Origin of the sequence: Okeania sp. SIO1H4 (assembly GCF_010672695.1) — a bacterium.
In the GTDB taxonomy this organism is placed as follows: Bacteria; Cyanobacteriota; Cyanobacteriia; order Cyanobacteriales; family Microcoleaceae; genus Okeania; species Okeania hirsuta.
Genome location: NZ_JAAHGB010000012.1, coordinates 198,254 through 212,183 on the forward strand (window position 1 = coordinate 198,254; position 13,930 = coordinate 212,183).

The window sequence follows — 13,930 nt, forward strand, 5'->3', positions numbered from 1 at the left end:
TTCAAGGAGTCAGGAGTCAGAAGTCAAGAGGGAAGAAAAATTAATCAACGTTATTTGCTGGTGTAGGTGAGCGAATCTCACCCAAATCACCAACAAGAATAAATAATTATTATTCTCACAAAACCAGTCAATTTTTCACCCTCGCTTATATCTTTTAAACCATTAAACAATGGTTTTGAGGTACTTGTCACCCCGTGAGGCGGACATCCTTTGATAAATTTTTAATACGATTCTTTACGTAATGCTTCTTAATGCTTCGTTTTAGAATGATTTAGAGTAAAATTTTATCATAAATTATGTAATTTATTAATTTTTTTTAGTTATAAAATGTCTATAGTACCTACACCTGCATCTAAATACGAATTTCAAGAAATACGAACTATTGTTCATCAAGGGAACACTCTATTAATTGGTGAAGTATCAGTCAAAAATGGAAGAGCTAACAATGATGTAAGTAAAAAGCTAGTTTATAGCGTTTATGATGAGAGCGCCAACACAGAAAATAATGATACCCTTTTTCGCGATTTGGAATTCCCAACCATGGTACGAGGTAATGGACTCCAACTGATCGCCCTGGATGATGAATCGGTGGATGTTGATACTAAACAGCCGGGTAACTGGGTGGTTATTTCTGATGATACCTATCTCTATATATTTCGGGCCATAGCGAAAATAAATGACACCACGGGTAGCACTTTGCTCTATGCAAACCGGTATTTGTTAGTACCAACACCCGATGAAACCGAAGGTGGCAAAATCGACTATCTGTTGATACCAAAAACAGAATCCCGCTACCAGATAAGCAGGTTGAAAGATACTCCAGACAATGACCTAGATAAGCCATCATACAAAGACCTTGATGGGGAGTTTTTCCAAGAACCTCTGATGTTTTTTTCAGAGATTAACCCCCATAAAGGCTGGTTTACGGTAATACTGACACCTTCTGATCAAGGCAGTACCCGTCGTTGGTTGTTTTTTACAGGCAATAGCGATGACCAAATTCAAGCTTACTCGTTTTTGCGCAACACAGACGGTTGGCCGGATTTGCGGACTAAAGACTACGCACTACCGCTCTTTAGTCTAAGGGAAAGGGTTAGCCCCACTGATGCTAAAAAAGTAAAATTAATGGGGCGTCAACCAGCATCGCTTTATTTCCGAAGACAAGAAGAGTCCGATGATCCGAGCAAACCTAATATCACCAGTCCTAGGGTTATGTTATCGAATAAAGCTCAGGTAGATGAGGACGATACAGAAACGCTGGTGGCGATCGACTTTTCTCTGGCTGACAACGGCTTACCTATTATTCCAACAGTGGAAGAAGACGGAGAGCTTTATCTAGAGATAAAAGCAATCAAAGAAGCTAATACCGCACTGCATTTTGATGGTAATGCCTATGTTGATATCCCTTTTCATAAGACTACAGACGAGGAATTTACTTTTGAATGTTGGGTAAAAAATGAAGGGGCTAGTGGTAGTGGTACGATCATAAGTCGTGCAGTCGGAACAGGGGAAGATGAGCTACAGAAATCCGGGTTTGATCTGAGCTGGGATGTTGAAAAAAATTTACTCGAAGCGACGTTTTCACTTCGTGAAACAAAAAACCAGGATATTGAGACCTACAAATTTACAATTTCTACTCCTTCACCTTCGTTGTCTCAGTGGCACTACATTGCTGTGCGATACAAATTTGGAAGATATGATAATCATGCTGATACTGCATCAATGTCTGCCTCCTTTGTGATCGACGGCAAAAATCGTGGTGAACAAGAGTATATCCATCCCCACAGTATTAGCTCGCCAAACATTGACGCGAGGGGAGCAATTAATCTTGGTCAAAAAGTTGGGGAGCAAGAAACAAATTGGGTTGGATCTCTTGATGAAATTCGATTCTGGGATGTGAAACGCAATGACGATGATATTGTCAATAATATGTATCAAGAACTTTCTGATCCCACGTCTAAAGAAACACTCATTGGTTACTGGAAGTTTGACGATGCCTTTTCTGACAAGCCTTCTATTGCAGTCGATTCATCGCAATCAAAAGTCGATGGCATTGTATACGGGGCACGTTGGACAACCAAAACTGCCCCGGTTGATCCACCCGAAGGTCCAGATGTTATCCCCCAATTCAAAGGACTGTCTACAGGTATGGGGTTGTTAGATTTTACCAAAGGCGACACATTCACCCACCCTACCTTGTTGAGCGGTGCCGATGGCTTAGTCCATCTGTACATGGGTGTGACGCGAGGGGAGCAATCTATATTGGGCGCATTGCAATACGACACCGCCGTTTCCCGCGCGAAATATAGCCTCAATTGGACAGCAGTTGACCATGAAGAAATAACAGGTACGGTACAACTTTTTGCTCACGAAACTGGGCCAAATTTAAACCAGCCAAGCTTAGATCCTAATGCACCCAAACCGGTGGTGAGCGTTACAGCGGTTGTGGGTAACGAGGAACTGGTAGATGTTACTTTTGAAGCCCCAGCACCGCTCACTGATTCCGAAGAGTTTACCGCAGTCCCGCGCGCATTGCCAGAATTTGCACAGGTAATCAACGGTCTGGCCAGTGATGATCCGTTAAATCCAGATGTTCAGCGTGGCAACATCCCCTATTACGATTACTCTGGCACACGGCAAGCGATTGAGATCCCTACAAGGGAGGGGTTACCTATTTTGTTGGTGGTTGCCCGTGATGCTGAATTTCCCTCAGCATTACAGCTTACCAAGGCTACAGTAGGTGAAGATGAAGATGGTACAAACCTAAGTGTCGAAATGAAGCCAGTGTCGTCCGAAGGCATTGATCGTTCCTTCACCCCCCTTCTGACCATAAAACCCCTTAACCCCAATGCCCCGAGCTTTGTCCGTGATTTAATGGGGGCTGGCAGCGCAATCATTGAATTGAGCGGCGCAAAGCTGGTTAAATTGCCTACAATCACTGGGCAATTGTATTTTGTTTATGCCCCTGAAATTGAAACCTTTACTGTAACGGTTGAATTTTCGACCGGTGATTTGACAACGTGCAGCGTTGAAATTGAAATCACTTGGAGAGATCGCACCAACACAGAGCAATTGCAAAACGTGCCTACTGCACCAGCTCAGTTTGTGAATCATCTAAACACCGAAGCGCCAACCACCGGAGAAGACATTCGACGCCATTTTGTTGTGGTGGCAGCAAATACAGGCGAACGTATTGGTCAAGGGGAGTTGGTGGAGGAAACCCCTGCTCTTGCCCCATTTTTTAATATTGTTGGGCATTCGGTTGCTGGCAATGTCATGGCTGGTATCTATCAAACCAGCCCCAAGCAAGAACTCACACGCCACCTCTCTATTGATAACAATAATTCAACAGCATCAGTGTTCTTTCAGGTGATGCCCTATGATCCTCCAGAAGATGGTCGCCCCATTCACATTATGCCGATGAACGGCATTCAAACACAGGCAGGCAATTTTGGTGGCTGGGTTCCCACTCCTCCCACTACCATGGGTGACTTTACAAAAAACCAGGCAATTATTCCTTGGGGCGATACACCGAATCAGGAGGTGTTGCAGATTCCAGGGGATTTTACTTATGAGAGTTGGATTAGACAAACAGAGCTATCGGAAAAACAGAGATTATTAAACGTCAACGCGCCAGCAACTGATACACAATATACAGTTGGATTTGGGGTGGAGGAGAAAGCGCTGGCGCTAAGCATACCGCAAAATTCTCCAGAAGCTTCTGGAAAAGGTGAATTAGGAGCGCACGATAGAGTTACATTGACGTGCTGGTGGCAGCCTTTCCCCATGGGTAGTCAAGATAGAGTAAATTCGTCTATTGTTACTTTGTTTAGCTTAAGACAAAGGGAATCATCAGATACACTATCAATTACACTTGGATTCCAGATATTTGCTGTAGATGGAGAAAATAAGTTGTTTTGGGTCATCTTTCAGGAGATTATTAATGGCCCTAATTCTGGTGATATAATAAAGGATGTTCGTTTGACCCCAGGATGGTATTTTATCTCCTTGGAAATAGACTTAAAAAATTCCAATCCCTTGAAAATCTCCTGGCGGCACAAGGATGATCCTGAATTTAGCTCAAAAAGTATCAACATAGCTAGTCTGGAGTCTAATTTTACCATAATAGAGCAATTAACTATTGGATGGATAGGCAAATCGATGCCTTTTACTAATATTAAACAAAGTATTTCTAATCTAGCATTGTGGTCTGAGTTTCTCACCGACGATCAACTTAACTCACTTTATTGGTCTAACCCAATTACGGCAACTATACCAAACGCTTATCTATTCGGTTACTGGACACCCTCTAACTTGACCGATACAAAGTTGCCAAACCTTGCTCCCAATGGGAAAGAGCTAACAATAAACTTGTCGTCTGAAATAACTATCGAACCATGGGAGAAGCCATGGCAGCCCTTCTTCTTCTGCGGCGCTGGTTCATCATTTGCAAAAACCGACACCACTCCTGATGTTTTGGAAAGTATGCAAAATAATTGGACTCATGTAGCTGCTGTCTGTTCAAATAATCAGGCAGTGCAATTTGGTGATAAGAAGGCGGCAGTTGTCAACGACAGCGAAGATTTTGAATTTGAACAGGTATTGAGTATCGACGGCAGGTTTATAGCCGATGATCTAGAAGGTAATGCTAAGTATCTAGTTGCAAAGGGGGATAACGATGCTCAGAATTACTCTTACGCTCTGGCTATTGTAAATGGCAAACTAACATTTGCGGGCTGGTTAATTGATAATGATGGTGATAAAAATGGTTTTGGTTTTAGCTTACAGACGCAAATTGAGGTAGGCAAGCCCTATTATTTCGGACTCAGTTTTCAGCTCATTTCTAATAATGAAACTGGCGAGGTAACATTTACCCAGTCATATCCTGATGCTCCTGCTGGCACACCCAATACTGCAACGGTCGAGAGTTCCAGTAGGACGACCACAAATAAGTTGTTAGTTCATTTGGCATTGGCTCGCCTTGATAGAAACGTAGTTGGAGACATCGAAATTCAGCAATTTAATGATAACCTACCAGACAACAAAACATTTAAAATTCTTCCTACAACAAACCCTATTACAATCGGTAGCAACGCAGCGGAGCCGAGTCCGCAGAACCCAAATGCGCCGCTACAATATTTTGTCGGTAAGATAGCGGACTTACGCATGTGGTCCAGAGATATCAGTTCGGATTTTGTGCAGCCAAGCCAATACACAACCCCTCCAGCAGCTCTACAAGAGGGTTTGGAAGCCCACTGGCGCTGTAACGAAGGACAAGGTACAACACTAAAAGACTCAGTGGGCGAACATGACGCAACACTGGACAGCGTGACGATGTGGACAACTTCTCGACTGTCAACAGAGTTTGCGATCTATCTCAATGGCAAGGAAGTTGCTACTCAACCGATCTTAGCGAACCAAGTTCAAGACAACAATTACGGCACCAGACAATTCGCTATTGGATTTGTAGGCAGTTATCCCGATCCAGCAAAGAGCTGGCCGACAGAAATATTCCAAGGGCAAATGGACGAGTTAAGGCTATGGAACGTTCCCCGTAGTGCCGACGAAATTAATGATAATATGCACCTAGAATTATCTGGGAATGAAGATAACCTGATGGGTTACTGGCCCATTAGTGTTGGCAGTGGCAATATTATTAGCGATCGCAGTGGTTATGGCAATTACGCTACGCTGATCAACAGTAACCTTACACTATTTTGGTGGCAACCCGGTGAAGGTGAATACAGTAGCCCAATCGGAAATGAAGCGCCGCAGATCAAAAACCTGCTGCATGGCCCCACCACCCGCGCACAACAGGGACTTGCCACAACCTCCATTTCAGCTTCAGAGTATGGCGCACTTTATGTGGATGCAGACGGGATCACCCGAGGGGTACTGCGGCGGCTTTATGCCTACATTAATAGTGCAACAAAAGCATTGTCGATTTTGCCAGGGTTTAAAGTGGGCGATGCCAGCTTAACGTTTATTGGTCAAGCGCAATCAAATCCAACATTAATAGGTTATATCGAAGGGCCTCCCCCAGTACCCGGCGAGAACTTGACCCGCCCATACTACAGAAGTATTCCTCGCTACCAAGCCTATATGGGAATAGCCTCTGTTACCCTGACCGAAGATGAGGATGTCAGCTATAGCTACAGTGCGCAAAAAGACACAGGGTTTGATTCTTCATTTGGGTTCAATGTTGGATTTGTAGGAAAAAAGGAGCTAAAGAACGTAACTGCTCCATTAGGACTAGGCGTCGAGCAAGAAGCTTTAGAGGTTACAAATAAGGCTGGTTTGAGCACTAATTTTTCATATAGCTTGGGTTTTCTTGAAAGCGCACAAACCAGTATCGGAACAAAGTATTCTTTAACCAGTTATATTGAGGTTGGCGGCAATTGGGAGCCTATGCCAAAAGATAGCAAATTAGAACGTCATTACCTGATGGACAATTTGGGCTACGCATTAGTGAAATCCGGAGTTGCGAATGTTTATGCACTTCGACTTGAACGTACCAATACGCTGATTGGTATTCAAATGGCACCCGATCCGCGCATTGCTGAAGACTTTAATATTATTCTGTTTCCCATTAACCCCTTGTATACAAAACAAGGTACGCTCGATGGTATGCAAGGTTTCAACACCGATGATGACTATCCAGAGGCAAACATCCAGCGCGGTAGTTACTTCAAACCCTATGCTGCACAGGACTTAGAGCAACAGATTGAGGCTCATGAGGCATCAATTGAAGCAGACTATCAGGCATTTGATGCCGGTAAAAAGGGACGCCGTCAGGATACCACTCATTTTACCGAGGGCGATCCTGTTGATCCAGAATCCACTATTCAATCTGAAACCGATGCCGAATACGATTGGGAAAATAATCGTAGCAAGCGTAATTTGGTTAATACCTATGTTTGGACTGCTGGCGGAGGCTTGTTTGCCGAGCAGGAGCAAACAATGGCTAGTCGCCAGGAATCTCACTCTGGTAGCTATTCATTTCAAGGAATGGCTGGCATCTCAGCAAACCTTACCGGGGCATTTTTTGGCTTTGGTGTTTATATGGAGGCAAATGCGTTATTGGGTGGTCACATCCAAACCAATGTCACTAAACAGAAAGCAGAAGGGCGTGATTTTGGTTTGGCTATCAAAAACGATACAGAGGCATTTCTGGCCAAATGGTTGCCGAAGGAATCAGAGCCGGAAAATAATGGTGCAGCAGAGCCGGGTAAAGTAGATGCTTATCGTTTTAAGAGTTTTTACTTAGCACCCGATCGCGACCACTTTAATGAATTTTTTGAGACTGTTATCGACCCCAATTGGTTACTTACCAGTGATAGCAACGATGCCTTTGCGCTACGCCAAGCCAGGGCCTCTGCAAATCATGTTTGGCGTGTATTGCACCGGGTTACCTACGTTAGCCGAGTTCCTCCTGCTTTTAACCAAACCCCAGATGATACGGCAGTTCAAAAGAAACGTTCAGTAATTGATGCGCCCCAAAACGCCCTTTTAATTCAACTGGTCAATGATGTATTGACAGCTCTTGAGAAAACGGAACCTTATAGCCCTGAAGATATTGGGAACGCAGTGACAGAAGTCTTAGTCGGTAATTATAATTATGCTTTGGTCCATCATATCCCGTGGTGGGGCGATTTTCTAAGCAATGCTGCAAAAGACCTCAACAGTATAGAAGCGAAGGATTTAGCGCGTATTAAAATAACCGTATTATCTTATATGAAAGCATATTTTAGCACTTAGAAGAAATAACTTTGTCCATTCAATTATTAATCGGAGAGTTATTTTTTTCGGGGGAGGTCTATTCTACGGTAATATAGAACCCATTTGGGATCTTTCTAAGGGAGTCAGGAGTCAATAGGAAGAAAGGATGAGAGTTGGAATTATCTGGGGATAAGTAGGCATTTTATGTCTGCATCCCATGGAAGTAGAAAGTGCGATAACTGTATAACCGGATTTTATATAAACCCACGTTCGGGGGGCAAAAGAGAAATATTGGATGTTGTTCTCTACCAGATCTTCAGCTTTCCTACTTCTTCCCTCTTGCTTCTTCCTTACTTTCCGCTTACAATACCAATCCTACCGGACATACCCCAAACTTTCCAACATTTTCCAATGCTGAGAAACAGGTGCAAGAGTATTTGCTGCTATCATCCCACTAACTGCCACTGCAGGCAAACCTATTCCAGGAAAAGTAGAGTCACCACAACACAATAATCCTGGTAAAGGTGTATTTGGTCCAGGAAACAAACTCTCCCCGGAACGAATTGCAGGTCCGTAAGTTCCTCGGTGACGGTGGAGAAAACGTTCGTGAGTTAGTGGAGTACCGACCAATGTGACTTCACAACGAGAACGGACATCAGGTATGACCCGCTCCAATGCTTGCCACATTACCTCAGCTCGTTGTTGTTTTTGTTGTGCATATTCTTGACTCTTTCTATCCATACCATGCCAAAATTTATAAGGTTCATTTCCTGGAGTATAAACATGAATAACGTGTTTACCAGGTGGTGCAACAGTAGCATCTATCAAAGATGGAATGGATACCAACACAACATTTTGAGGTGCATCTATCTCATTCCAATGATTGACAATAATGTGGTGACACGCCAAGTCTGGTTTGATGTCTGTAGCATCAATACCTAAATGTAAGTGCATGAAACTATTACATTCCGGTGTCTCTTGTCGTTGTTCCCGAAAATATTTTGGCACCGCACTTTCTGGCAATAATTTTAAAGTATCCCAAATAGAGGCATTGGATATTACTGCTTCCTTTGCTCTAATTTCTGTTCCATTTCTTAAACCCACGCCAACAGCACGCCCATTTTTAACTAATACCTCTTCCACATGAGCATTCAACATTAATTGACCACCGTGACGTTTTAACCCACGCACCAAGGCATCAACTATTGCCCCACTGCCACCAATAGGATAGTCAAGTACAACTCCTGGTTTGTACCATTCGGCAAACATAAATGCAACTTCGGCCGCACTGGTACCATTTGCAGGTAAACCTGAAAGTAGGAAACAGAGTAAGTCAAGCCAGTTATTAATAAAAGGATCTGTCACAACATTTTCCATAATTTGGGAAAACGCTCCTGTTAACTTACCAACGTTGAAAATGTGTTTTGCCATAGCAGGTAGAAACTGCCCCATAGTCATTATTGCTCCTAAGTCAAAACGGAGAGAAGCTGGTGGAATAGCGATCGCTGCTTCTGCAAATGGAGCCATAACTTTTTGGAGTTGACGCCATTCTGCTACAGCACTTTCTCCTCTCAATTTTTGGAGAACATCACAAAATTGGTCTGCACCTACGGAGGTATTAAAGTCACCTTCTGGCAAACAACAACCCCAAGTGTCGTAGGTTACACAGGGGACTTTTTCGCCGATAGCATCCAAAACTTGTGCTAGTGGGTTGGTAGAGGGACGATAGGATAGACCAGAATGTAAAGATGGTCCAGAATCAAATTTATAGCCTTGATATTCAAAACTATGAGCAGCACCTCCAGCAATAGAGTGACTTTCGCAAACTATGACATTAAAACCATAGCGCGCTAGTAAAGCGGCACAACTTAGACCACCAATTCCACTACCGATTACAATTACATCAGTTTGAGACATTTTCTTTGGTAAATTTTTAATTTCTTTGATTTTAGTTAATATCATGTCCGGTTGAATACTTATAAATAACGGTTGTGAGGAGTCAGGAGTCAGGAGGAAAGAAAGGAGGAAGAAGGAAGAAGGAAGAAGGAATAAATATTGAAAAAAAGGCAAAAACAATATAAATAACTATCTAAAATGAACGAGAGCTACTATTTTTAAGCATATCCGATGACAGGCACTTTTTATAGCGTTCTTTTTTCAAATTGGTATAATTGAGTAATTAATTCAATCTACTCGCTCTATTCATTAAAGAAAACCCCCGCATCCTCTCCACTCCCCGCGTCACCGCGTCTCCCCCTCCCCACGTCCTCTCTACTCCCCTACTCCCCCACTCTCACCTCTCCTTCTCCACGAGGATCTGCTGCCGCTTCCAACACCCCACTCTCATTCACCACAACTACATTTGCATTTCCCCAACCATCACGGATTACAATATTATGTCCTCGCTGTTTCAACTCATTCACAGTTGCTTCACTAAACCCCCCTGTTTCCAAAAGTAATCTATCTGGCAACCATTGATGATGAAAACGAGGTGCAGATACTGCTTCGGCAGCATTCATTTGATACTCCAGTACATTTAAAACTACCTGCAACACTGTAGTAATAATTGTACTTCCTCCTGGAGAACCAGTTGCCATAATTAACCGACCATTCTGTGTCACAATAGTAGGAGTCATACTTGACAAAGGGGTTTTTCCTGGAGCGATCGCATTTGCCTCACCTCCTACTAGACCATATAAGTTTGGTACTCCTGGAGCAGCAGCAAAGTCATCCATCTCATTATTTAATAATATTCCTGTACCAGCAGCTACTACTCCAGCACCAAAGCTACCATTAATTGTATATGTCATACTAACAACTTTGCGCTCTCGATCCACTACGGTTAAATGAGTAGTATCTGGAGATTCCCAAATATAACGCTCTAGAGTTTCTGGTGAAGCGGGTTGTACTTCAGTGGAGGATCTGACTTGTTGGAGATTAATATTTTGACGTTGTTGTTGAGCATAACTAGGACTGGTTAATTCTCTGACAGGTACTTGTACAAAATCTGGATCTCCTAAATATTTGGAGCGATCAGCATAAGCAACTCGCATTGCTTCAGTCAGTAAATGGATAGTGTCAGGATTTTTATTGCCCCACTCTTGCAAGTTAGTTTCGCCGACAATATTCAATATTTGTAGTAGATGAACTCCCCCAGATGATGGTGGTGACATGGCACAAATTTCCGCTTGTCGAAAGTTACCACAGATAGGTTGACGCCAAATTGGTGTATAATTTTTTAAGTCTTCTAATGTGATTAAACCTCCATTGGCAGCCATATCATTAGCGACCGCTTGAGCAATTTTGCCTGTATAAAAGCTTTGTGGGTTTTTGGCAATGGTTTCTAGGGTCTGAGCTTTATCGTTTTGAATTAGTAAGTCTCCTGACTGATATGCTTCTCCATCTTTTGTAAATATTTCTCTTGCTGCGACGTTTTTGTTGATTACTTCTAAACGTCTTTCTAATCTATTCACGAAGCGATCGCTTACTTCAAAGCCATTCTGAGCATAACTAATAGCTGGTTGTAATAATTCTGACCAAGGTAATTTCCCATAGTTTTTATGAACAGTGTATAACCCCGCAACAGTTCCAGGTACTCCTACTGCTAAATGTCCATCTAAGCTTGCTCTTTTTTCTATTTCTCCTTGTGAGTTCAGGTACATATTTTGGGTTGCTGCTTTGGGCGCTCTTTCCCGAAAATCTAATGCTTGAATTTTATACTGTTTCTGAGTTTCAGGATTTTCTGGGGGAATTCCTAATAGCAAGAAACCACCCCCACCAATACCTGCGGAAAATGGCTCTACTACTGAAATAGCGAAGGCAGTAGCAATGGCTGCATCTACTGCATTTCCGCCTTTTTGCAGAATTAATTTTCCTGCTTCACTGGCTAAGGGATGAGCTGATACTACTATACTTTGTTTACTGCGTTTTAATTCTGCTATAGGTGTTACAGATTTTGGAGAGTTTTGAGTACATCCAAATAGTGAAATTGAAATAGTGAGACAAGTGAATAAGAGTATTTGGCTTTTCGTTTTAAGTAATGAAATCTGAAGCATTTAGCAATTATATAAAATTTATTCTAATTTATAGCAGAAGGAAGAAGGAAGAAGTAAGAAAGAAGAAGTAAGAAAGAAGAAGGAAGAAGACCTTTAGTTATTTAGGCAATTAGACATCTGGTAAAAATCAAAAATAAAATCAATTATTGTACAGAAATTCTCAGTTATTTCCACCTCCATACCTATTCCCTATTCCCTATTCCCTCTTTTCTGGAGATGTTTATTGGTTATCTACCAGAGAAGAAAAAGACTTGGGTCGTCTGAGTTTTGAGTTTTTGAGCTTTTGATATGTCTTAACCTTTCCTTCCACTGCTATATTCAATTTTTGACCTCTTCTCAATACCAAGACTATCCTTTGGCATGAGATGTGCGACTCGTTGGCCTAAAAGTTAGCTAAAATGTTTAGTATAATAGGCCATCTGATAGAAATCCAGCAGAGCTGTTACGCTTTCAAACAGGATTCAGTATTATTCCATAATTCTGTTCCTGATTCAACAATTAATAATTAATAATTACTTTTCTTAAAAATGACCGTTTTTATCTCAATAATAATTAGGATGCTTCACTATCTTCATCAAACAATTCTTTCAATTCTGTATCGAAAGTTTGCAGGACATCATTCAATTCAGCCTCTGGACAAGATGTAATTAATACATCAAAAACATCTAGCAACTTTGCGGCAGTCTCTCCTAAAGTGGGACTCATTCCCCAAACATCTTGCACCCAATCTTTAGGACGTTCCTTGTCAAAAATTAATCGTTCTAATAATTGCTTTGCTTCTTCTTTTGATACAGACATAATTATAATTTGAATCAGTGAAATTAATCTCAATAATTGTATAACAGAAGGAAGAATAAAGGGAGATGGGGGTATGGGGAGATGGGGAGATGGGGAGTGTGGGAAGAAATATATATCTTCAAATAACTATTCCCTATTCCCTTTTTCATCTAAATATTAGGTGGTAGATAACTTTTTTTGAGCTACAACCTAACTTAATAATTTTAAATAAATAAAACTTTTTGGCGTTGGTTATTTGAGGTATGATATCTTGTCCGCATAAGAGCGCTAACAAAAACTTTCTCTTCTACTACTCTTTCTTCTTATTTCTTCCCTCCTGACCCCTAAAGAATTAAGATTAATATCAAACACTAATTCAGCAACGCCAAATTTTTTAACAATTAACAATTACCACAATATTTATGAATATACCTAATTGGATTACCTTTTCCCGTCTTCTGGGAATACCTTTGATTCTTTACATTCTGAAAACTCCTACTAATCAGAATCTTTGGATCTGTTTCGTAATATTTTTAATTGCTTCAGTTACAGATTTTTTAGATGGTTATTTAGCACGAAAACTTAACCAAGTCAGCGACCTCGGTAAATTTTTAGATCCTTTAGCAGATAAATTATTAGTATTAGCACCTTTATTAGGATTAATTGAATTAGGAAAAGTACCAGCATGGGGAGTATTTTTAATTCTAGGTAGGGAGTTAACTATAGCTGGTTGGCGTGTTAATCAAACACAAATTTCAGGAGCTAATATTTGGGGAAAATTAAAAACAGTAAGTCAAATTATTGCTATTTCTTTGTTAATTGCCCCCTTACCTGAATTTTGGGCAACTCCGGCTATAATTATGTTTTGGATAGCTGTAGCTTTAACAATAGTTTCAGGAATAATTTACTTATGGCCTAATCAAGAAGTTAGTAATAGTTGAAGAAGGTTTTAGGTTGTAGGTTTTATATATAATCCGGTTATATAATATATATTGATAATTCTGTAATTACTTTAATATTCAATTTCCCCTACTTCTTTAAGAAGTCAGAAGGCGCGAAATTATATAGAATCTGGTTATATATTATATGTTGATAATTTCTTAAATTACTTCAATCTCCCCCACTCTCCCACTCCCCTACTCCCCTACTCCCCTACTCCCAAATATATGAATAGTTGAAGTATGTTTTAGGTAGTAGGTGCTAGAGTATAGCAATGTTAATTTTTGACTTTTTACTTTTGACTTAAAAAAAGAATCCGGTTATATAATGTATGTTGATAATTCTATAATTACTTCAATCTCTCCTAATTAATTTTTGACTTTTGACTTAAAAAGAGTGTAGCAATGTTAATTTTTGACTTTTGACTTTTAACTTAAAAA

At 41.0% G+C, this 13,930-nt stretch carries 5 protein-coding genes; 2 read left to right on the top strand and 3 right to left on the bottom strand.

Going from position 1 to position 13,930, the window contains the following annotated elements:
• Positions 1–327: 327 nt before the first annotated feature.
• Positions 328–7,758: a LamG domain-containing protein gene (locus F6K06_RS11800; RefSeq protein WP_287241109.1), complete on the top strand. Its 7,431-nt coding sequence runs from the start codon at positions 328–330 to the stop codon at positions 7,756–7,758.
• Positions 7,759–8,094: 336 nt separating this feature from the next.
• On the opposite strand, the gene F6K06_RS11805 is transcribed toward F6K06_RS11800, so the two are convergent.
• From F6K06_RS11805 to F6K06_RS11815, 3 genes are all read right to left on the bottom strand, one after another.
• Positions 8,095–9,681, bottom strand: coding sequence for an NAD(P)/FAD-dependent oxidoreductase (locus F6K06_RS11805; RefSeq protein WP_353734860.1), 1,587 nt, complete (start codon positions 9,679–9,681; stop codon positions 8,095–8,097).
• A gap of 317 nt (positions 9,682–9,998) precedes the next feature.
• Positions 9,999–11,774 carry a gamma-glutamyltransferase gene (gene ggt / locus F6K06_RS11810; RefSeq protein WP_287241110.1) on the bottom strand — a complete coding sequence of 592 codons (1,776 nt, stop codon included), beginning with the start codon at positions 11,772–11,774 and terminating at the stop codon, positions 9,999–10,001.
• A 552-nt stretch (positions 11,775–12,326) separates the two neighbouring features.
• Complete coding sequence (locus F6K06_RS11815; RefSeq protein ID WP_124146350.1) at positions 12,327–12,572, bottom strand: hypothetical protein; 246 nt, start codon at positions 12,570–12,572, stop codon at positions 12,327–12,329.
• 401 nt (positions 12,573–12,973) lie between these two features.
• Here F6K06_RS11815 and pgsA point away from each other — a divergent pair, with 401 nt between their 5' ends.
• Complete coding sequence (gene pgsA, locus F6K06_RS11820) at positions 12,974–13,492, top strand: CDP-diacylglycerol--glycerol-3-phosphate 3-phosphatidyltransferase (protein WP_287241113.1); 519 nt, start codon at positions 12,974–12,976, stop codon at positions 13,490–13,492.
• Positions 13,493–13,930: the final 438 nt, after the last annotated feature.

Bases quoted from the DNA above. Each gene is read 5' to 3' on its own strand.
- F6K06_RS11800 (WP_287241109.1), top strand. From the start codon at position 328: ATGTCTATAGTACCTACACCTGCATCTAAATACGAATTTCAAGAAATA.
- F6K06_RS11805 (WP_353734860.1), bottom strand. From the start codon at position 9,681: ATGATATTAACTAAAATCAAAGAAATTAAAAATTTACCAAAGAAAATG.
- ggt (WP_287241110.1), bottom strand. From the start codon at position 11,774: ATGCTTCAGATTTCATTACTTAAAACGAAAAGCCAAATACTCTTATTC.
- F6K06_RS11815 (WP_124146350.1), bottom strand. From the start codon at position 12,572: ATGTCTGTATCAAAAGAAGAAGCAAAGCAATTATTAGAACGATTAATT.
- pgsA (WP_287241113.1), top strand. From the start codon at position 12,974: ATGAATATACCTAATTGGATTACCTTTTCCCGTCTTCTGGGAATACCT.